General features: G+C 68.7%; 16 protein-coding genes. 12 read left to right on the top strand and 4 right to left on the bottom strand.

Annotation, left to right across the window (positions count from 1 at the left end; all coding sequences use genetic code 11):
• Nucleotides 1–99: 99 nt before the first annotated feature.
• Entirely contained in the window at nt 100–924 is an 825-nt protein-coding gene (locus tag WME95_RS07295; protein ID WP_437907698.1) for a LamG domain-containing protein, read from the bottom strand.
• A gap of 417 nt (nt 925–1,341) precedes the next feature.
• On the opposite strand from WME95_RS07295, the gene WME95_RS07290 reads away from it, so the two are divergent.
• From WME95_RS07290 to WME95_RS07270, 5 genes are all read left to right on the top strand, one after another.
• Nucleotides 1,342–3,057 (top strand): DUF1592 domain-containing protein, encoded by a 1,716-nt coding sequence (locus WME95_RS07290; protein ID WP_437907697.1) that lies wholly within the window; start codon nt 1,342–1,344, stop codon nt 3,055–3,057.
• On the top strand, nt 3,054–4,355 hold the full coding sequence (locus tag WME95_RS07285; RefSeq protein WP_437716203.1) for a DUF1552 domain-containing protein: 1,302 nt from the start codon (nt 3,054–3,056) through the stop codon (nt 4,353–4,355). Before WME95_RS07290 ends, WME95_RS07285 begins: the two co-directional genes overlap by 4 nt.
• A gap of 426 nt (nt 4,356–4,781) precedes the next feature.
• Nucleotides 4,782–5,756, top strand: a complete 975-nt coding sequence (locus WME95_RS07280; protein WP_437907696.1) for a hypothetical protein — start codon at nt 4,782–4,784, stop codon at nt 5,754–5,756.
• A gap of 247 nt (nt 5,757–6,003) precedes the next feature.
• Nucleotides 6,004–6,147, top strand: coding sequence for a hypothetical protein (locus WME95_RS07275; RefSeq protein WP_437907695.1), 144 nt, complete (start codon nt 6,004–6,006; stop codon nt 6,145–6,147).
• Between the two features lie 146 nt (nt 6,148–6,293).
• A complete protein-coding gene (locus WME95_RS07270; RefSeq protein WP_437907694.1) occupies nt 6,294–6,926 on the top strand; it encodes a glutathione S-transferase family protein in 633 nt (210 codons plus the stop codon).
• Between the two features lie 35 nt (nt 6,927–6,961).
• Here WME95_RS07270 and WME95_RS07265 read toward each other — a convergent pair whose 3' ends face one another.
• Complete coding sequence (locus tag WME95_RS07265) at nt 6,962–7,141, bottom strand: hypothetical protein (protein WP_437907693.1); 180 nt, start codon at nt 7,139–7,141, stop codon at nt 6,962–6,964.
• 296 nt (nt 7,142–7,437) lie between these two features.
• On the opposite strand from WME95_RS07265, the gene WME95_RS07260 reads away from it, so the two are divergent.
• The 3 genes from WME95_RS07260 (at nt 7,438) to WME95_RS07250 (ending at nt 9,655) form a co-directional block, all read left to right on the top strand.
• Complete coding sequence (locus WME95_RS07260; RefSeq protein WP_437907692.1) at nt 7,438–7,644, top strand: hypothetical protein; 207 nt, start codon at nt 7,438–7,440, stop codon at nt 7,642–7,644.
• An 83-nt stretch (nt 7,645–7,727) separates the two neighbouring features.
• A complete protein-coding gene (locus WME95_RS07255) occupies nt 7,728–8,657 on the top strand; it encodes an alpha/beta fold hydrolase (protein ID WP_437907691.1) in 930 nt (309 codons plus the stop codon).
• Between the two features lie 92 nt (nt 8,658–8,749).
• Nucleotides 8,750–9,655 carry a YihY/virulence factor BrkB family protein gene (locus WME95_RS07250; protein ID WP_437907690.1) on the top strand — a complete coding sequence of 302 codons (906 nt, stop codon included), beginning with the start codon at nt 8,750–8,752 and terminating at the stop codon, nt 9,653–9,655.
• A 21-nt stretch (nt 9,656–9,676) separates the two neighbouring features.
• Here WME95_RS07250 and WME95_RS07245 read toward each other — a convergent pair whose 3' ends face one another.
• Complete coding sequence (locus WME95_RS07245) at nt 9,677–10,831, bottom strand: AI-2E family transporter (RefSeq protein ID WP_437907689.1); 1,155 nt, start codon at nt 10,829–10,831, stop codon at nt 9,677–9,679.
• Between the two features lie 1,186 nt (nt 10,832–12,017).
• On the opposite strand from WME95_RS07245, the gene WME95_RS07240 reads away from it, so the two are divergent.
• Nucleotides 12,018–14,462 (top strand): right-handed parallel beta-helix repeat-containing protein, encoded by a 2,445-nt coding sequence (locus tag WME95_RS07240; protein ID WP_437907688.1) that lies wholly within the window; start codon nt 12,018–12,020, stop codon nt 14,460–14,462.
• 110 nt (nt 14,463–14,572) lie between these two features.
• On the opposite strand, the gene WME95_RS07235 is transcribed toward WME95_RS07240, so the two are convergent.
• On the bottom strand, nt 14,573–15,889 hold the full coding sequence (locus WME95_RS07235) for an extracellular catalytic domain type 1 short-chain-length polyhydroxyalkanoate depolymerase (protein WP_437907687.1): 1,317 nt from the start codon (nt 15,887–15,889) through the stop codon (nt 14,573–14,575).
• 559 nt (nt 15,890–16,448) lie between these two features.
• On the opposite strand from WME95_RS07235, the gene WME95_RS07230 reads away from it, so the two are divergent.
• The 3 genes from WME95_RS07230 to WME95_RS07220 are packed head-to-tail and all read left to right on the top strand — an operon-like array spanning nt 16,449 to nt 21,868.
• The gene (locus WME95_RS07230; RefSeq protein WP_437907686.1) at nt 16,449–18,005 is read left to right on the top strand and encodes a hypothetical protein; all 1,557 of its coding nucleotides are present in this window, start codon (nt 16,449–16,451) and stop codon (nt 18,003–18,005) included.
• Between the two features lie 42 nt (nt 18,006–18,047).
• The gene (locus WME95_RS07225) at nt 18,048–20,357 is read left to right on the top strand and encodes a family 43 glycosylhydrolase (RefSeq protein WP_437907685.1); all 2,310 of its coding nucleotides are present in this window, start codon (nt 18,048–18,050) and stop codon (nt 20,355–20,357) included.
• Between the two features lie 23 nt (nt 20,358–20,380).
• Complete coding sequence (locus WME95_RS07220) at nt 20,381–21,868, top strand: UxaA family hydrolase (protein ID WP_437907684.1); 1,488 nt, start codon at nt 20,381–20,383, stop codon at nt 21,866–21,868.
• Nucleotides 21,869–21,876: the final 8 nt, after the last annotated feature.

Below are 21,876 nucleotides of genomic sequence, written 5' to 3'. Positions count from 1 at the left end.
TCGGATTCAGCAAGCGAGCAGCCCGCCCGGTCGCAGGCGGAGGCATCCTCGCGACCGCGTCTCTATCCGTGAGGAGAGGAGCGCCGCAGGCGAGGCTCCTCATCGGGGATCCGGCGGAGAGCGCTGCGAGAGCTCGGCGACCTCTGCCGGGACGAGCGCCCGGCTGTGGATGACGATGTCATCGACGTCCGCAAAGAGGAACCGACTCGCGCCCCCCCATCGACCGACATAAAGGGTGTCGGAGCCGGGCGCTATCGTCACGTCGATCGGCGCCGCCTGGTCGAGCTGCCCGTCGAGGTAGAGGGACATGGTGAGCGCCTCGCCGTCGACGACCGCGGCGGCGTGCGTCCACCGGCGAGGCTCCATGCAGAAGCAGATGAGGAATTGATAATCGCTGGTCTCCGGCCCTTTCCAGAACCCGAAGTGCATGCCCGGCGGCGACTGCGCGTAGTCGATGTTGATCTCCCATCCGCCGGTGTTCTCCGTGCTGACCACGGTCGCCAGGACCTCGGGCGCGGGCTCGTCGCTCGTCAGGCGCACCCACGCCGAGACGCTCCAGCTCGCGGTGGCGTTCGGGAAGCTGTCGACCGCCATGAACTCGCCCTCGCCGAGGTGCATCGCCTTGCCGAACCGACCGTCTTGCACCCACGTTCCTCCGGTCAGCGCTCCGTCGCGCATGTTGCCGGAGGAATCGAGCACGACCGTGCCCTCTCCCTCGTCGAACGTCCAGTGCGCGACCATGCCCTGGGTCAGCGTCGTGGGGGCCAGCTCGATGGCGTCGAGCGGCCCTGCCTCGCAGGCCGCGAGCCCCAGCAGCGCGACGGCGGCCAGGCGGCGGCGCGTCGCGCGGCCGGGGGGCCTCGCGGCAGAAGCCGGCATCGCGGTGGTAACCCGGTGCGGGGACAGCGTGTTCGACCGCTTCATGGTCAGGCCCTCTCCGTAGCAGGACAGAGAAGCGGCGCCGAGGGGCACGGCGGGCCCGCCGGTCCTGTCCCGATCTCGGCCAATCCCCGGTTCCGAGCTTCGGTGTCCTAAGGCACCCGGCGGTGACGCGGCGCAGCGTGCTGGGCTGCAGCATATCCGATCTTCCTGTGTCGCCTCGCAGCGCGCGTTTAACCAGAAATTTGTCATGGAGTGCGAATCGACTGGAGGGTGAGCCGTTTCGGGGGCGAGCCGCTACTGCCACATGCTCCCTGCGACGGCCGACCTACTGGTCGCCTGACCATCCCGCGACGCTGCCGTCGCGAGACGTCGAACCTGCGTCTTTCTCTCTCGAGGCGCCCGGGTCGTTGCAGGGGTGCGCTCGCGGAGCGGATGCGTTCACACGAGGAGATGAACACGATGAGACTTATCTTACGGACTTGCGCAGGGCTCGTCCTTTGCGCGCTCGCAGCCGCCTCATGCACCGGGGTGCTCGGCGGCCCAGGCGACGCCGAGGAGCGGCCTGGCGGCCCAGGCGACGCCGAGGAGCGGCCTGGCGGCTCCGTGGCTCCTGACCCGAGCTTCGACGGGACCCCGGCGGATCCCACCTCGGCGGGCGTCAAGGTGCTCCGCCGGCTCAGCGGGCGCGAGTACCTCAACACCGTCCGGGATCTGCTCGGAGACACCACGCTGCACCTCAACGATGTGCCCGTGGAGAATGACGATCCGGTCCTCGGCTACCATCTGCCCGGCCCGGTCGACAAGCTGAACGCCGAGCTGTTCCGCGACGCAGCCGAGAAGCTCGCCGCGAACGCGGCATCACGCCTGAGCGCGCTCGTGCCGTGCGACGCGCAAAGCGCCGGAGAAGAAGCGTGTGCCCGGCAGTTCGTGACGGAGTTCGGCCTGAAGGCGTACCGGCGCCCCCTCTCCGCCGACGAGGTGGACGGGCTGATGCGCCTCTATCAGACCGGGCGAACGGAGATCGAGCTCGACTTCAACGGCGCGATCGTCCTCCTCGTCGAGGCGATGCTGCAGTCGCGGGGGTTCCTCTACCACTGGGAGAACGGGCAGGAGCCAGCGCTCGTCGAGGGGAAGACGGTGAAGCTGGACGGCTATGCGCTCGCCAGCCGCCTCTCGTACTTCCTCTGGGGGACGATGCCTGACCAGGCGCTGTTCGACGCCGCGGCCGCGGATCGGCTGGCGAGCGCGGAGGACGTGGCCCGAGAGGCGCGCCGGATGCTAGGCGATCCGAGATCGCGCGACGCCGTGGCCGACTTCTTCGAGGATTGGCTCGACCTCTCGGCGGTCGCTCGCAAGCCGAAGGACGCCGACGTCTACCCCGAGTTCGACGATGCGCTGAAGCGGGCGATGTCGGAGGAGGTGCGGCGCTTCGTCGCCGGGGTCGTCCTCGATGGCACCGGGCGCTTCGAGGAGGTGCTGACCGGGACGAGCTCGTTCGCGAACGAGCCGCTCGCCGCGGTTTATGGAGTGAGCGGGCCGAAGGGCGAGGAGATGCAGCCCGTGTCGCTCGACCCGGCCCAGCGGTCAGGCATCTTGACCTCGCCTGCGTTCCTGACCGTGACCGGCGCGGCCGACGGCTCGCACCCGGTCAGGCGAGGGAAAGCCATCCTTAACCAGATCCTGTGTCAGACGCTCCCGCCGCCGCCGAACGACATCCCGGAGCCGAAGAGGCCAGATGAGGGAGGTACCACGCGAGAGCGCTTCGCGGAGCACTCCCAGCTGGCGTGCGCGAAGGGCTGCCATGCGCGCCTGGATCCGCTCGGCTTCCCGTTCGAGAACTACGACGGCATCGGACGCTTCCGGACCATGGACAACGGAGAGCCGGTCGACGCGACGAGCACCGTCGAGCTGGACGGCCAGGTCCACGCCGTGGCCGACGCGCGCGGGCTCAGCCAGGTGCTCGCCTCGAGCGAGGCGGTCCACAGCTGCTTCGCCAAGCAATGGCTGCGCTATGCGCTCGGTCGAGGCGAGACGGGGGACGACAAGGCCTCGTTCGAGTCGGTGGTGGATGCCTTCAAGGGCGCTGATCAGGACATCCGCGAGCTGATGGTGGCGCTGGTGAGCTCACGTACGTTCCGCTTCCGGGCGATCATGGAAGGAGAGGTGCTGCAATGAACCAGGCGCGATTCTCACGGCGAGCACTGCTCCAGGCGCTGGGCGTGGGGGCGGCCATGCTGCCGCTGCTGCACGCCGAGCGCGCGGCCACGGCGGCGCCGAGCGCGTTCCCGAAGCGCATGATCGCCGTGACCTGGACCAACGGCATCTTCCAGCAGAACTGGCTGCCTGGCAACGACGACCTGAACGCGGCGCGCCTCCCGACCATCCTGGAGCCGCTCGAGAGCTGGAAGTCCAAGGTGCTGATCCCCCAAGGGGTCGACCTGAAGGTGATGCTGGACGCGAACCGGACGTACGACGGGCACTTCAGCTATGGCGCGCTCTTCACCGGCGTGAGCCCCGCCCCCGGGGTCAGCGACGGCATCGCGCCGTCGATCGATCAGATCATCGGAGACGATCTCAGGAGCAAGGGGGTGAGTTCGCCGCAGCTCAACCTCGGCTGCCGCCCCTATGGCTTCTCGACGAGCTGGGCGGGGCGAAATCAGAAGAACAATGCCGAGACGGATCCCTACCGCCTCTTCAACAGGCTCTTCGGAGGGGCGAGCCTGCCGGCAGCCCAGATCGACAAGCTGCGCAAGCGCAGGCAGAGCGTCCTCGATCTGGTGGGGACCGACCTCGAGCGCTTCGGCCAGCGCCTCGGGACGGAGGACCGGCTGAAGGTGCAGGCGCACCTGGACTCGATCCGCTCGCTGGAGCTGGACCTCGAGGCGGCGGCCTCGCAGCGCGCGTGCACGCCGCCCGCGATCGGCGAGGGGGGGATCAACTACGATAACATCAACGACTATCCGAAGCACGTCGACCTGATGATGAAGCTGGCCGCGGCAGCCGTGAAGTGCGACCTGGCCCGAACGGTCACCCTCGATCTCATCGATGACGGCGGGGGCAACAGCCTCACGTTCCCGTGGCTCGGCATCGGCAGCCCCGACTACCACGCCATCGCCCACGAGGGCGCGAACAACGCGGCCCAGAAGACGGCGATCGATCGGTGGTTCTACGAGCAGGTCGCCACGCTCGTGGCGCAGCTCGCCGACTCCTCCGAGGGGGACGGGAGCGCGCTCGACAACAGCGTCGTCGTCGTCGCCAACGACATGAACGAGGGGAACTACCACGCCGTAGACAACATCCCGTTCCTGCTCGTCGGGAGCTGCGGAGGGTTCTTCAAGACCGGGCGAAAGGTCAAGCTGGGGAGCATGCCGCACAACAAGCTGCTCGCCACGCTCTGCCACGCGATGGACGTCCCGGTGAGCAGCGTCGGCGAGGGCTACGGCGGAGACTGCGACGCGTTCTTGAAGGCTTGACCGACAAGCGAACCTCCGGGGCGATTCGCTCGGGTCGTACACCGGTGCTCCCGAGAGCTGAGCGCCCGAGCCGGGCGACCAGGCGTGGCCTGTCTACAGCTCCGCGTCCTCGTGCATGGCGAAATTTCAAATTCATCGAGAAAAGCACGGCGCCCGCGCTTGTGGTGATTGAGTCCACGCTGCTCTCACGACCCAACTGCGGGACCTGCCCTGGGCTGATGGACGCGATGAGCGAGGCCGCGATTCGCACCGATCGCAGACGCACGATTCAGCATCGTTCGTGTCACTCTTCCCATCGAGAGTTCTGCGCACGCCGAGGGGGTCTTGACATCACCCCATGACAAAAGTATCAAGTTTGGTCCGCTTGCTTGGCTCTCGGAGAGCCGGAGGTCCACCATGCATCGTGTTCACGCTGTGAGCCTTACCTTGGCCCTCATTGCATTCCACGTGGGCTGCAATTCAACCTCCTCGGACTCGAGCTCCGGTGGAGGCGACGGAAGCGGTGGCGCGACCAGCACCGGTACGACCGGCAGCGGCGGGGCTGGCGGTGACGGCGGGGCCCTCACGAGCAGCTCGTCGAGCGGCGGCGGGCAAGGCGGCTCGAGCGGCGGCGGGCAAGGCGGCTCGGGCGGCGGCGGGCAAGGCGGCTCGAGCGGCGGCGGGCAAGGTGGCTCGGGCGGCGGCGAGACCTCCCTGACGGGCTGCGCGTCCGGCAGGTACATCCTCTGCGAGGATTTCGAGGACACCGACGTGGGCGGCGTTCCGCAGGGCTGGACCAAGCATGGTGAGCCGGTCGCGGTCGCCGACGATCAGGCCGCGCACGGCAAGCACGCGCTGAAGATGGGCCCCGTCGCGAACGGGGAGCGGCGCATCTATCACGACGCTTCTCAGCTCGGGAGCGGGCACTGGGGCCGGATCCGCTACCGGGTGCAGCGGCCGGTGCCTGACGCGTTCGTCCATTCGACGCTCGTCGCGCTGTACGGCAACGGCCCGACGACGGGCGCCCAGGAGGTCCGCGTCGTGGACACGGTGAAGGAAGACAAGGACGGCTGGGACAATGACGGCAACGGGTCGCACATCCAGTACCTCTACAACGTGCAGCCCGCGGGGGCGGAGTTCGGCAAGGGGAGCACGTACAGCTGGTACTATGAGGACCAGTGGCACTGCGTCGAGTGGCACATCGACGGTCCAACGCAGCGCTACGACTTCTACCTGGACGGCGAGCTCCTCGACCAGATCAGCATCGCGAACGGGCCGGGCAACTACTCGGGCTCGGAGATCCCGGACGCGTTCAGCGAGATCCGGGTCGGGTGGAACAACTACCAGAGCGCGCCGCCGGGGTTCACGGCGTGGATCGACGACGTCGCGCTGGACGACGAGCGGATCGGCTGCGAGGAGTGAAGTCCTGCTCGTAGATCGCGCCGAGGATCCGCGCTGGATCCCCGTCGGTCCCCTTCGGGATGTGGACCCGCCGCACGGGCGGCGCGCGTACGTGGCGGGCTTCGCGCGTTCAAGCAGCGACCTGAGGTTGCCCTCCAGGTTCGCTGCGTGCTCTTCCGCGGTTGCCTGTCTCCCAGGCAGGCTCTCCAGGGGATACCCGGCGAGTAGAGCATGTGGGGAAACGCAGGGATTCATCGATGCCGGCGCCGTGGCGCTCGGGGTCGGCGGCGAGCTCGTGGACGCCGCGGCGCTCGCGGCGGGCAAGGACGAGGTCCTCACGGAGCGCGCGCGTGAGTTCATGTCCGTGGTCAGCGCCGCGCGTGCGGAGCTCAAGAACAGCGGGCGGGCGTAGCGGACAGCTCCGGCGGGCGGTGCTCGGGAGCTCTCCTCGATGGAGCTGCCCGCCGCGACATGGAATTACCAGGGCCCTCGATGCGGCCGGCCAGGGTGTGCACCGTCTGGTAGCCGCCCGCGGCAGGCTCGGTTAAACGAGCCTCCATGATCCTGATTGGCCAGTACGACTCTCCCTTCGTGCGCCGCGTCGCCGTGGCGCTCCAGCATTACGGGCTCGCGTACGAGCACCGCCCGTGGTCGGTGTGGGCCGACGCGGAGTCCATCGCGAAGTACAACCCGCTCCGGCGGGTCCCCGTGCTCGTGACGGACGGCGGGGAGCCGCTCGTGGAGAGCGCTGCGATCCTCGACGCCCTCGACGACCTGGTGGGGCCGGAGCGCGCGCTCCTGCCGCGCTCGGGCGAGGCGCGCCGCGCCGGGCTGCGGGTCTCCGCGCTCGCCACGGGGCTCGCGGACAAGGCGGTGAGCCTGCTCTACGAGCACGTGCTGCGCACGGGCGAGCGCCGGAGCGCTGTCTGGGTGGAGCGCTGCACCGCGCAGATCGGCGAGACGCTCGACCTGCTGGAGCGGGAGCGCGCCGCCCGGCCCGGCGACGCCTTTTGGCTGGGCGCCTTCAGCCACGCCGACATCGCGGTCGCCTGCGCGCTGCGCTTCGCCTCCGAGGCGCACCCGGCCCTCACCGACGCCGCGAGGCGGCCGGCGCTGGCCGCGCACGCGGCGCGCTGCGAGGCGCTCCCGGTGTTCGCAGCGGTGGTGCAGCCCCTCCACGTGGCCGTGTAACCCCGCGTGCCAGGAATCCCGCCAGGACGCCGTACCTACCCTTCCAGCCTCGACAGCTCGACGGTCTCGCTCAGCCAGCGCGGCAGGGTACCGCGTCCGCCTACCTTCTTCGGCCGCCAGTCGCCGCTGTCCCCGTGCACGAAGATGACGTGCACGTTCTCGTGCTGGGCAGCGATGACCGCCGGGATGAAGGCGTTGGTGAGCTCAAGAGACATCCTGGCGGCGCCCTTGGTGACGCAGAGCCCGATGGCAGCCGCGTCGCGCTGCGCGATTCGGCCGGCCGCCGACGACCCACATCAGCGAGCGGCCAAGCTCGGGCGAAGCCCCACCTCGACACCCTGCACGCTACGCTCGACGTCGCGAAGGCCAAGCTCCACGAGATCGCCGAGACGACCGACGATACGTGGGACGAGGTGAAGCAGGGCGCCGACCACGTCGGAAGCGACGTCAAGGCGTCCGTCGAGGGCGGCGCGTACGACTCCCTCGAGAAGCCCAGCAAGGAGGGCTGACCATGTCGTGGTTCACAGCATGGCTCGGTTACGGCCTCGGTCGGGGAGCGGCCAAGGCCATCTTCGGCGAAGACCAACCGCAGGCAGTGCGCCCGCCGATCCGCGAGCAGACCGAGGCGGAGATCCGCGCCGACGAGAAGCGGTACGACGAGGACGCGAAGCGGCTCGACACGGAGGACAAGGCGGCGAAGAGACGCGGCTCCGGCTGAGGGACGAGCGCCCGCTCGACCGGGCGCGACCCGCATAGGTCGGATCTGAGCGACACCGGCGGAATCGCATTACGCTTCGTGTCATGGAGCTGCACCACACCACAATCCACGGGCACGACATCGCCTTCCGCCGGGAAGGCCGGGGCCCGCTCTTGGTGCTCATCCATGGCATGGCCGGGAGCTCGGCGACGTGGCGGCACGTGATGCCCGCGCTCGCCCGGCGGTTCACCGTCGTCGCGCCGGATCTGCTGGGCCACGGCGCCTCCGCCAAGCCGCGGACCGACTACTCGCTCGGCGCGTATGCGAGCGGCATCCGCGATCTCATGGCGGCGCTCGGGCACGACCGCGGCACCCTCGTCGGGCACTCGTTCGGCGGCGGCGTCGCCATGCAGACGGTCTACCAGTTCCCCGAGTGCTGCGAGCGGCTCGTCCTCGTCGGCAGCGGCGGCCTCGGGATCGAGGTGAACGCGCTCCTGCGGGCGCTGAGCCTGCCCGGGGCCGGGCTGGCGCTGCCGATCGGCTGCCGGCCGCTCTCCCGCGCGCTCCTCCGCTTCGCTCTCCGCCCGGAGCGCTCCCTCGCGCGCGCCGCCGTGCGCTTGCTCGAGCGGCGCGGCCGCCGCCCCGGCCCGGTGCTCGTCGAGTTCGTCAACTCCTGTTCATCGCTCGCGGACGCGGACGCCCGGCGCGCATTCGTCCAGACCCTGCGCTCGGTGATCGACCGCGCCGGCCAGCGCGTGAGCGCGCACGACCGGCTGTACCTGACGGCGGAGGTGCCGACGCTGATCGTGTGGGGGACCAACGACCCGGTGATCCCCGTCGCCCACGCCCGCGACGCGCACGTATCGATGCCGGGCAGCCGCCTCGATCTCTTCGACGCCGTCGGGCACTACCCGCATTGCGAGGATCCGGAGAAATTCGTGCGCGTGCTCGAGGGGTTCGTGGACACGACGGAGCCGGCGCGGGTCTCCGCGCAGCGGTGGCGCGAGCTCCTCACGCGCGGGCGCGCGGCGTGACGGCGACGCGCCTTCGCTGGCCATGTCGGGGCGCGATCACACGACGCGTTAGACTGACAGTCTACCATGGAGCCCCGAGGTGGGAGGCATCGATGCGTCGGCTGCACACCTTGAAGCTGGCGGGATGGAAGCGGCGGTTTTCACGCGCCGGCGCCTGGTCGAAGGACGTGCTCGTCTGCCTGGATCGCACGAGGGTCCTCGGCCTCGCCGCCGAGACGGCGTTCTGGCTATTTCTCTCGCTCGTGCCGCTCGCCGCTGTCGCGGGTCTCCTTGCCGGGCGCTTCTCGACGAACAACTGGAGCGCGGTCGTGCAGCTGTTGAGCCCGCTCCCGGCAGCGGCCCGCCAGCTCGTCAGCGCCGAGCTGATCAACCTCGCCACCTGGAACGAGGGTTCGGCGGGCGTCGCGAGCACAGCTGTCTTCATCTGGCTCGCCTCGAGCGGCGTGCACTCGATCTTCGACTCCCTCGAGATCGGGACCGGGATCTCGCGTCCCTGGTGGAAGAAGCGCCTGCTCGCCATCGGCATGTGCGTCGTCCTGCCGGTCGCGGTTGCTCTCCTCGCGTCCCTGGGCCCCGCGCTCCAGGGCGCGATGGGTGGGCTCGGGCGGTGGATCCCGCCGCTGCGGGCGACCGAAGCCCCGACCCTGGCGAGCCGCCTTCTCCGCTTCTGCGTCAGCACAGGGATCGTCCTCGCGTACGTCTGTGCCCTGTACCGGGTCGGCATCCCGCCCCGGGCCCGGCGTGGCGTGCCGATCCTTCCCGGTGCGCTGCTCGCCGTCGCGCTCGAGATCCTGTTCGGCTTCGCCTATGCGTTCTACATCGCCAAAGCGGGAGATGGCGGCGCCTACCTGGCGGGGCTCGCGGTGATCGGCGTGACCATGATCGGCCTGTACTTGTTCACGGCAGCGCTCCTCGTGGGGGCGGTGGTGAACCGGAAGCTTGCGCGCGGCGTCGAGACCTGCCCCGGGACGGCAGCCAGGAGCAGGATGGACGATTGAGCGTCGATCTCGCCACCTCGATCACCTCCGAGCGTCGCCCTCCGTGCGCCTCCCCTTCGTCTCCGCCACGTAGATCCGCAGCGTCGAGATCGCCAGCGCCATCACCAGCGGCCCGAGCAAGAGCCCGAACAGCCCGAACGTCTCCACCCCACCGAACAGCGCGCCGAACGTGAAGAGCGCTGGCATGCTCGAGCCCCGGCCCACGAGCCGCGGGCGGATCACGTAGTCGGAGACGCCCCCCACCACCAGCGCCCCCCACGCGAGCTCGACGATCCCCATGGCGATGTGGTGCGTGAGGATCAGGTACACGCCCGCCGGCACCCAGACGAGCAGCGTGCCGACCGCGGGGACCAGCGAGGCCACCGCCGTCGCGGCGCCGAAGAACGCCGCCTCGGGCACCCCCGTGATGAGGTAACCGATCGTCGCGAGAAACCCTTGCGCGATTCCGGTGAGCACCGTGCCGAGGAGGGTCGTCCGGCCGACGACACGGAACTCGTCGAGCAACGCGCGGGTGTGGCGTGGGTGCAGCGGGAGCACGTCTTCCGCGCGGCGCGCGAGCGAGGTCCAGTGCCGAAGGACGAAGTAGGTGGTCATCGACACGAAGAAGAAGCCGAGCAGCGCGCTGAAGCTGGCCGAGGCGACGAACGCCGCGATGCCGGCGGCGCGGGCGGCGAGCTCGGCCGCGGCGTCGCGCAGCCGGGCGGCAAGATCGTCGGCGCGGAGCCCGAGCGGTTCGAGGCGCCGGGTCCACTCCACGACGAGCTCACGGGCCGGGGCCCCGGGGGAGAGCGCGGCGATGAGCTCCCCCGCCAGCACCACGCCCCGGCCCACGAGCAGCGACGAGATCCCGGCCAGCACCGCGACGATCACGATCGACGACAGCCCGACCGCGATCGCCGCCGCCACCGCGGGTCGACGCCCGCGCGCCCGCATCCGCTCGTAGAACGGCTGCATCGTGAAGGCGTTGAGCGTGCCGAGGAGGATGCCGATCCCCACCGGGTGGGTGATCCACACCATGGCCGCGACCGCGGCGATCGCCAGCGCCGCGAGCGCCCTTCGCTCCCGCGCGGGCTCCGGAGGGGCCGCCGGCAGGACCGCGGTGGGAGGCGGCTCCGGCGCGCGCATTTCCAAGGACGGGGGCGGCCCCGAAGCGTCGGGCGGGAGGGGGTCGGCCATCACGTAGGTCTCCGCGGTTCGAGGCGAGGTCCGACCTCCGCGCAGGTGGAGAATGCCGCGATCTCCTGCCCGGTGTCGGGGCTACTTGCGCTGGAGCACTGGCGCTCGGGTCTCCGGGCAGGCCGCAGCGTCATGATCGCCGGAGGGGGTATTCAGTCGTCCGGCCGATCTCAGCGGCCGTCCTCGGGAAGCGTTTGCTGCGGCTTGCCCAGTGGCGTCGGGTTCGCAGGAGGCGAGGGCTCTCATCCGCTCTGCTCCCCTGTGCGGAGCCGGCGGGTCGGGGGGCGTGCTGCTGCTTGGGGTCGCTCTCGCTCTCCGCCTCGGACATGCGGCACCTCCGTGCGCTCGACGTGGTGATCGTCGTCGTGGTCCGTGCCTCGTCAAGACGCCCGAGGCCCTCCGCTGCACGCGGTGAAGCTCAGGTTCGAGCGTTGCGCACGACCGATGTCGGACGAGCTCGCCACCCTGCCCGTTAACGAGCATCGAGGACGTCGTGCGGACGATGCGCGAGCACGGCTGCCGGCGTGTCCCCTCGTCGACGACGATGACGGACACGCACACCGAGCAAGGAAGGCGCATAATTGCCCGGGGGATGAGCCGGCGGATCCACCCCTCGCCCCCATCACGCCGCCGCGCGGGCCCGCCCGACGAGCTCGGAGCCGGTCAGCGCCTCGACGGCTGCACCGCCGTCGAGGCCGAGCTGGTCCTGTGCACGAGCACCGCCCAGGTCCCCCGGAAAACACGACCTCGCGCAAGCCGGGCTCGCGGGACAGCTCACGCGGGCGCCTCGGCCGACCGCCGCTGCGCACCGCTCCGGATCGAGGACATCCGCGCGCCGGTTCATTTCGATTGACGCCAGTCATGTGAACGTTCACATTCCACACCAGGTATTCTTTGGCGTTGCCCTGGATAGGTGCGTCATGCGCACCGGGCCTTTCTCCTTGTGCGCGTTTACCGTGCCGGTCGGGCCGCTGGCTCCAGGTGAGGCGCATGCAGGGCGAGGAGCGTGCCGGCGCGCGTGCTCGTTCGGCATCTCTGCTTCGCGACGTACCGCTGCTTCGCGAGGCTCTGGCAGGGCTCGCGGCAGCATCGCTGCGGGTCGGTTCCTCACTGAGCTGACGTGATCTGGAAGCGGCGCGGCGCTCCGCGTGGGCGGCTGGCTCACCTTCCCTTCGAGGCAAGAATCATGCGTGAGAGTCACGATTCCACCGTTCGTCACGTCAAGCTGCTGGTCGCCGCATCCCTCACGGCGTTCGCTGGGTTGGCTGCCTGTTCATCGGACGGGACGAGCCCCAACCTGGCCGGCGGCGACAGCTCGGCTGGCGGCAGCGCAACCGGCGGAGCCGACGCCACTGCAGGAGCCGGAGGAGCGGCAGCGGACGGGGGCGGCGGCAGCGCCGGCGCGATGGCCGGTGGCGGGACGGGCGGCGGCGGCGGCGGCGGCGGCGAGGTTCCAGACGAGACCGGGACGCGGCAAGCGGCGTACTACGTGTCGCCTTCCGGTAGCGACGACAATCCAGGCACGGCCAGCGCGCCGTTCAAGACGGTCACCAAGGCGCGCGACGCCGTCCGCACCGTCAACGCCAACATGACCGGCGACATCTACGTTTACCTCCGAGCTGGCACGTACAGCCTCACCGACGCCATCGCCTTCGCGCCGTCGGACTCGGGCACGAATGGCCATCGCATCCACTATCAGGCCTACCCCGGGGAAAAGCCCGTTTTGAACGGCGCGACGAAGGTGACCGGATGGACGCCGGACGCAGGCAACATCTACAAGGCCAAGCTGGACCGAACGACGAAGCTGCGCAACCTGTACGTGAACGATGCTCGTGCCCTGATGACGAGCAAGCGGGTCACGTCGCGCGGAGGGGTCGGGACGTACAGCGTGACGGCCGGGCAGCACAGCTGGGCTTGGGCGACCGGCAGCGGCAGTGACGGCGCCAAGTACGACCTCAACGCGGTACCTGCCATCGCCAGCAACAAAGACGACCTCGAGATCGTGAACGGCACCACGTGGAACGAGAACATCGTCTGCGTTCGTGATGTCACCACCACGCCAGACAACTTGCGCGCGCTGCTCTTTCAACAGCCCTACGGTACCATTGCGCAGACCCCCGGCTGGAACTCGGGCTTCAGTGTCTCTGGCTCCCACACGATCTACAACGCGCGTGAGTTCTTGGATTCACCCGGTCAGTTCTATTTCGACAAGACGACCGGGACCCTCTTCTACTACCCGCGGCAGGGCGAAGACATGGCTCAAGCCGACGTGCAGGCGCCGATCGCAGAAAAGCTGATCGACATCGTCGGCGCCTCCAGCGCCAGCCGCGTCAAGAACCTCACCTTCCAGGGCATCACCTTCGCCAACACCGACTACAACCTGTACAGCGTCGACGGGTCGCGCGGCAAAGCGACGGTGCAGGGCGCCACCATCTACGTCGCTTACGGCGACGGCAACTGGCACAACAGCAAATACGAGATCATCGACACGCTGCCCGGGATGATCACGGTCAACAACGCCGACTCGATCGACTTCATCGGCAACGTGGTGAAGCACAGCGGCAACGAGGGCATTTCCTTCATCAACGACGTCGTGAATTCCAGCATCGTCGGCAACTACATCACCGACATCGCCGGCAGCGGCATCACGGTCGGCCACCCGCAGCACCTGTACGCGGGCGACTCCGGCCCGCACCACAAGTTCGGCTCGGGTGTCGAAGGCATCTGTAAGAACGACACCATCAGCAACAACCTGCTGTACGACGTGAGCTCACTGCCGGGTTTCGGTGGCCATTCGGGCATCACCGCGTTCTTCGTCGATGGCCTGAAGATAACCCACAACCACATCCAGAAGACGGCCTACAACGGCATCAACCTGGGCTGGGGCTGGCGGAACTTCCCCGACTCGACCACCTGCAAAGACAACGCGATCAACAGCAATCGCTTCATCGACACCTTGAGCAGGCTACACGACAGCGGCGCGGTCTACACGCTGGGTCAGATGCCGGGCACGACCATCAACGAGAACTACGTCAAGGGCATTCCGCCCGCGACGAGCGGCCCCACGTACGGCCTGCACAACGACGAGGGCAGCGCGCACATCACGCAGAACGACAACGTGCTCGACATCGACCCCGGCGTAAAATACACGATCAACTGCGAGGATTTCGGGGCCAAGCACCACCTCACCATCCTGAGGACGTACGCCACCGTGAACAAGATGGGCATCAACCCGCCCGATAGCAGGATCGACCCGCCGGTCGCGGTTCCGGACAACATGTGGCCGGCGGCCCAGTACGAAATCTGCCTGAGCTCCGGCATCCAGGAAGAGCACCGGGGCATCATCCCCAGCAGCCTGCTCGCGGTTCAAGACTACGTGTTCCCGGCGAGCGCCTCGGTGGCATCCGGCACCACGACAATCAAGATCAGGAGCACCGGCGCGGCGGCCAACGCCGTCTGGCTCGCGCCGGCCGGCACCGGCACGTTCACGGAGGGCGCGACGATGACGAAAGCGGCGGGGGACGCTACGTCCATCGCCGTGCCGGCCAGCGCCGGAACGTACAAGCTGCATGTGGTCGATGCGCAGGGCGAGAAGCTCGGTGAATCGGCGGCCCAGCTGCGGGTGCGCTGACGTGCCGCCCCGCCGTGGGCGCTACAGCAGCGGCGCTGCCGTCGGCGACCATCTTCACCCAGCGCTGGTTCGCGGGTTGTCCGGCTGGCCCGGCTGCCAGCGCGTGCAGGTCACCGGGCTGCCATTGTCCTCCGACGACGACGCATCAAGGTCGAAAGTGCAACTGCCAGAGCAACCAGGGAAGTCCCGACGGACTCCCCTGAATCGGCCCTGCCGACCGCGCACGATCCAGGATCAGCGCTGCCGGCCGGGCCACCAGCCGTGACGGCGCCACCCGTTCCACTGCTCCCGCCGCTTCCGCCTGCGGTGCCGCTTCCGCCTGCGGTGCCGCTCGACCCCGTGCTCCCAGCGGTCCCGCCGCCCATGCCGCCCTGCCCCTGTCCGCCACCCCCACCCTCTCCGCCGGTTCCGCCCGCGCCGCCGCTTCCGCCCGCGCCGCCGCTTCCACCCGCCCCACCGCTGCACGCCTCTATCTCGGGATCGACCGGCCCGGTCTTGTCGAGACCCAGAAAGGGGATGACATACTCAGCGGGGAACAACGCGTCGGATGGGCCGTGATCACCGCCAATCGAGGTGAACGCGTCGAGGACCACGTAGCCGCACTCATTCTCCCAGCGTTGCCGCGTCGCATCGTGATTACCGAGCCGGACTCCCGTATCGGTCGACGTCGGGCTCGCGCCCACGCCCAGAACATTGGTCCATTGCTTGATGGCCTCCGTGTGGTTCGGGTACCTGATGATGGTGTCCGCGTCGCCGTGGAAGAGCTGCAGCCGCGGGCGATGTCCCGCATACCCCGGGGCCAGCGTACGGGCGATGTCCCCCCATTCTTGCGCGTTGTGGGTCACCGAGCCGCCCGCGCACGCTCCGCTATATCCGCCGCTGTTGCCTGATTCGTTGGCTGCGCGGCACCCGGCCGGCATGCCCGCGAACGCGGCGCCTGCTTTGAAGACGTCCGGGTAGAGGGCGAGCAGGAGCTCGGTCATCATGCCGCCGGACGAATCTCCCGTCGCATAGACGCGATCCGCGTTGCCTCCGTACGTGTCGAGCGCGTACTTCACCATCTGCCTGATGGCGTGACTGTCGCCACCGCCTTCGCGCGTGCGCGTCTTGTTCGAGACGACGTCCCAGCATCTTCCGCTGCTGGGGACGACCATGATGAAGCCATGTTCGTCCGCCGCGTCGACGATGCCCCCGCCCCGCGCCTGACCAAACACTGCACTGGCGGTCCCGCCGCAGTAGTGCACCAGAGTCAGAATCGGAGGATTCGGCGCCACGCGGTCCGGGGCATAGACGTACATGCTCACGTCACCAGGCAGACCGCTCACCCCCCAGCCGTTGACCTGCTGCAACGTCGCCGCTCCCGCGGAGGGTACCGACCCCAGCATGGCTGCCAGCAAGGCGCCCCCGGCAGTCCAATTTCGGCTCATGATGGAGTTCTCTCCTGAGGGTGAATTTGCTCTCTCGGACCAAGCAAGGGTGCGACAACACGACCCATCCATGGCGAAGCAACAGGATACCGATCGGGCCGATTGTGAGCGTTCACATATGCAGCGTCAATTCCAATCGACCGGCCCGAGGTGTCCTCCGGCCCGAGGGAGAAGAGGCTGGCGGGGCACCTCTGGAGCGGCGGCCGTGAGCTCGTCGCCGGGCCATTTCGGTTGACGCCGATGATGTGAGCGCTCACAATCGCTCGCGAACCATCCCCTTCGCCTTGTTCAGGACAGGCCGTCGGGCGCGCAGGGCGCCCGTCCTCGGGATCGATCCCGGTACGGCTCCGCTCGCTCGGTCATCGCGGACAAAGGCGCGTGATTCACTGCGCCGCGCAACAGGGGTGGGCTCTCCGCGGTCCGACATCGTCGCACGAAAGCCCGTGACGGCCAGCTGAACCGGCAGTGGACCAGGATGTGATCCCGAGCTCCGGACATCGGACCGGGCGGGCGCCGGCGTCCAACGGCGCAGCAACCACGCGGGAGACAGAGGAGCGAGATGGCACGTTTGGGAAGCAGATCGAGCGCACGATTCCTCGTGGCGCTCTTGTGGACCTCCGGGTGCAGCGACCCGGCGACGACGACCGGCGGCGACGCAGGACCCGATGCCGAGCCCCCCGCGTGCTCCGAGGGCACCTGGGATCACGATGGCGACAGCGCGACGAGCTGCGTCGCATGGACAGACTGCACCGCGGGCACCTTCGCGAGCGCCGAGGGCTCGCCTGCGGCGGACCGGCGGTGCACGGCGTGCCCGGAGGACACCTTCAGCGACACGATGAACGCGCCGAGCTGCGGGATGCACACGCCCTGCGCGCCTGGGACGAGGCAGACCGCGCCGGGGACGAGCACCACGCCCGCGCAGTGTGACGCCTGCCCGCCGGGCACGTACTGCGCTGGCGGGACCGCCGCGCCTGTCGATTGCGCGGACGGCACCTGGGACGACGACGCCGATCCCATAACGACGTGCGTCGCGTGGACCGACTGCGTGCCAGGAGAGCTCGTCGGCACGAAGGGAAGCAGCACCACGGACCGCAGCTGCGTCAAGTGCACGAACGGCGAGCACACGGCCACGATGAACGCAACCAGCTGCTCCCCGGGTGCCTGGGTGCTGAGCTACTTCGGGCCGAATCAAAACGTGGCGAGCGATTCGCTGCACCTCGCCTACAGCACCGACGGGCTTCGCTGGTCGACCCTCGCCAATGGACAGCCTGCGTACCAGCTCACCGGGATGGGCACGAATCACATCCGCGATCCGTTCCTGTTCCGCAAGAACGATGGAACGTACATCTATATCGCCACGGACTGGACGCTCTCGGAGAACGACGCGAACTACTGGAACCATCCGAGCTCCAAGATCTTCGTGGCGGACTCGACCGATCTCATCACCTTCACGAATCCCCGGTTGATCACGCTCACGAACCTCCCGGGCCCCGGGAACACCCCGATGCACGCGTGGGCCCCGGAGGCTTACTACGACCCCGATCGCGAGCTCTATGCGATCATCTGGTCCGGGAACGACACCACGGGCGCGAACCGCATCTACGTCAGCTACACCGAGGACTTCGTCACCATCGTCAACCCGACACCCGACGTGCTCTTCGATCCGGGTTACAGCGTCATCGACGCGACGATCACGCAATGGAATGACCGCAACTACCTCTTCTTCAAGGACGAGACGGACAGCAGCGGGAGCGCGCTCACCGGATCGGGCAAGGACATCCAGATCGCGCGCTCCCCGACGCTCGCGCTCGATCCGGAGACGTTCACGCGATGGAGTCCGGACTACATCACGCGCGGGTCGACCCAGGGCAGCAGACGAGCGACGGAGGGGCCGTTCGTCATCAAGGATCCGCGGGAGGATCGATGGTACCTGTTCGCCGACTACTACCTGAACGGCGGTGTGTTCGGGTGCTGGAGCACGACGGATCTCGACGCGGATCCTGGCTCCTGGACGGAGCTCCCGAGCGCGCAGTACCGCTTTCCGTCCGGCGTGCGCCACGCGAACGCGGTCCGGGTCACGCAGGCGGAGCTCGACGCGATCATCGCCCACTACTGAGCATCCTACCGGACCCACGGACGGGTGGAGTTTCCCCTTATCATGCGCGCACCGAGATCTTCCCATCCAGAGTGCACTTCCCTCTCTGCGCCGCGCGTCGCGCTCACGGCGGCAGCCTTCGCCTTCGCCGCGCTGCTCGTGGTCGTCGGTTGCTCGGAGGGGCCCTCGACCGATGCGCCGGACGCGTCGACCCGTTCATTGCGGATCATGACGGCGGGCACAGCGCTCAGCACCTCGGAGTCCGGCGGGCGGGTGACCGTGAGCGTGGCGCTCGACGGCGCGCCGAGCGCGCCGATCACGGTGCCGGTCTCAAGCTCGGATGCGACCGAAGGCTCCGTCTCACCGGCGACCCTCTCCTTCACGGTGGAGGATTGGAGCGTCCCTCGGGAGATCACGGTCACGGGGGTGGACGATGCGGAGAGCGACGGGGATCAGATCTTCCGCGTCCGCCTCGGGCCCTCGGTCTCTGCAGACCCAGCGTGCGACGGCCTCGTCGCGGAGTCCGCTGACATCACGAACACGGACGACGACGCTCCAGGGACGGCAGCGATCGTCGTCAGCGACCCGTCGGGGCCCCTCGCCGAGCGCGGCGCGCCCGTGACGTTCACCGTGCTCCTCGCATCGCAGCCGAGCGCGCCCGTGACGATCGCGCTCGGCGTCAGCGACACGACCGAGGCGACGCTGAGCCATGCGGACCTGACGTTCACGGAGGCGAACTGGAGCACGGCGCAGACCGTGACCTTGAGCAGCGTCGATGACTGGCAGGCCGACGGAGCTCAGCCCGTACGCGTCGTCTTCGACGCACCGGCCAGCGAGGACCCGGAGTATGCGGCCCTCGCCGCCCCCGCTGTCCTCGAGCTCTCCAATCTCGACGACGACGCCGGAGGGGGTTACCAGCTTCGCACGACGCACAAGGAGGACGCCCCGCTCTACGTCGCGCACTCCTACTATCACGCGATGATCACCGACCTCGACGACAGGGCGAACAACCAGCTTCCTGCCGACTTCCAGTGGAGAGTGGTGCCCGGCCTGGCGAACCCGGATGATCCGACGCTGGTGTCGTTCGAGCCTGTGGGTTTCGGCGGTCGCTACCTGCACGTCGACAGCATGAACTCGACCCGGTACCCGCTGCAGGATGAGACGTCCAACCGGGCCAGCGGGCTCTGGGAGACCCCGCCCGAAGAGAGGAGTCACCTTCTGTGGATCGACGTGTTCACGGAGTCCACCGCGTTCCGGAGGGACGCCACGTTCCGGATCGTGCCCGCCCTGAACGGGGATCCGACGATGGTCTCGCTGCAGTGGTACTCGGACGCGACACGTTATCTCCGGCACCTGAACTACCAGATCCATGCGCACGTGCTCGACGGCACGGCGGTCGAGAACGCGGAGGCGTCGTTCGCGCTCGAACCGCTCGGCTATCTGATCTCGCAGCGCGCCGATCCCCACATCAAGCGGCATACGGACGGTTACTACTACTTCACCGCGAGCGTGCCGACGTACGATCACATCGAGATCAGGCGCGCGACCACGATACGAGGCCTGGCCAGCGCGACCCCGAAGGTCGTCTGGACGAAGCACGCGACCGGCCCCATGGCGGCGCACATCTGGGCGCCCGAGCTACATTTCATCGACGGCAAGTGGTACATCTACTTCGCCGCCGGAAGCTCGACCGACATCTGGGCCATTCGCATGTACGCGCTCGAGAGCTCATCGGCCAACCCGATGGATGGCACGTGGATCGAGCGAGGGCAGATCGTGACGGACTCGGACACCTTCGCGCTCGACGCCACGACGTTCGAGCACGACGGCAAGCGCTATCTCGTGTGGGCGCAGGAGGACCCGAGCGTCGCGGGCGACAACAGCAGCTTGTTCATCGCGGCCATGGTGAACCCGTGGACGCTGGCCAGGCCCAGCGTGCGGATCGCCAGACCCGAGCACGCCTGGGAGACGGCGGGGTTCGCGGTCAACGAAGGTGCTGCCGTGCTCGAGCGGAATGGGCGGGTCTTCATCAGCTACTCGGCGAGCGCGACGGACGACCGCTACTGCCTCGGCCTGCTCACGGCGAGCGCGACGGACGACCTGCTGAGCCCGAGCTCGTGGACGAAGAACGAGGATCCAGTGTTCGTCAGCGCAAACGGGCTGTATGGCCCGGGCCACAACTCGTTCACGACCTCGGCGGACGGATCGATCGACGTGCTCGTGTACCACGCGCGGAACTACGAGAAGATCACGGGGGACCCGCTCTACGACCCGAACCGTCACACGCGCGTCCAGCGGCTGGAATGGAATGCAGACGGAACGCCGAACTTCGGCGTACCGCTCCTGAGCGGCGCGAATACGATTGGTGACTGACTGCTTCGCGGAGGGAGAATGAAATGAGCTTGGCAGCATCCCTGTTGCAGATCGATCCTCGAGATGATGTGGCCGTCGCCGTGCGCGGCCTGGCCGCCGGCGATTCGGTGGCCCACGCGATCACCGCCCGCGCCGACATCCCGGCCGGGCACAAGGTGGCGCTGCGCGCGATGGCCGCTGGCGAGCTGGTGCGGAAGTACGGCTGGCCAATCGGGCGGGCGACAGTGGAGATCCAGCCGGGCGATCACGTGCACACGCACAACCTGGCCACCGCGCTCTCCGGCCTCGACACCTACGCCTACGAGCCCACGAACCCTGAGCCCCTCCCCGCCACCGAAGACCGCACCTTCATGGGCTACCGGCGGAAGAACGGGCGGGTGGGCACCCGCAACGAGATCTGGATCCTCTCGACGGTGGGCTGCGTCTCGCGCACTGCCCAGAAGGTGGCCGCCGAGGCGGACAAACGCTTCAAGGGCCGGGTGGACGGGGTCTATGCCCTCACCCACCCCTTCGGCTGCTCCCAGCTGGGGGGCGACCTCGAGGCCACCCGCCGGATGACCGTTGCCCTGGCCGGCCACCCGAACGCGGGCGGAGTATTGATCATCGGCCTGGGCTGCGAGAACAACCAGCTCGGCCCGCTCCTCGAGAGCGCCGCGCACATCGATCGCGATCGCCTGCGGTCCTTCACCGCCCAGACGGCCGAGGACGAGATCGAGGCGGGCCTCGAGGCCGTCGAGGAGCTGGTGAGGATCGTCGAGCAGGACCGCCGCGAGCCCTGCCCCGTCTCCGACCTGGTGATCGGCCTCAAGTGCGGCGGCTCGGACGGCTTCTCGGGGCTGACCGCCAACCCGCTGGTGGGCCGCATCGCCGACAAGGTCTGCGCCGCCGGTGGCTCGGCCATCCTGACCGAGATCCCGGAGATCTTCGGCGCCGAGCGCCTGCTCATGACCCGCGCCGAGAGCGAGGCGGTCTACGAGGGCATCGTCGGCGTGGTCAACGACTTCAAGGGTTACTTCATCACCCACGGCGAGCCGGTGTCGGAGAACCCCTCGCCCGGCAACATCGCCGGCGGCATCACGACGCTGGAGGAGAAGTCCCTTGGCGCGGTGCAGAAGGCCGGCCGCGCCCCGGTGACCGAGGTGGTCCACTACGGCGGGCAGATCCGCGGCACGCCGGGCGTGGCTCTGCTGGAGGCCCCCGGCAACGACGCGGTCTCGTCCACAGCGCTCACGGCCGCCGGCGCGACGGTCATCCTCTTCACCACCGGCCGGGGCACGCCCCTCGGCTTCCCCGCGCCGACCCTCAAGCTCGCCACCAACTCCAGCCTGGCCCAGCGCAAGCAGCGCTGGATCGACTTCGACGCCGGCCGCATCGCTTCGGGCGAATCCATGGACACGGCCGCCGACGCCCTGATGGACCTGGTGCTGGCCACCGCCTCGGGCCGTCCAACCCGCGCCGAGGAGAACGGCGAGCGCGAGATCGCACTCTGGAAGCGGGGCGTCACCCTCTGAGCCGAAAG

The organism is Sorangium sp. So ce327 (assembly GCF_051530205.1).
GTDB classification, from domain to species: Bacteria; Myxococcota_A; Polyangia; order Polyangiales; family Polyangiaceae; genus Sorangium; species Sorangium cellulosum_B.
This window is presented reverse-complemented; position numbering and strand designations above follow the sequence as displayed.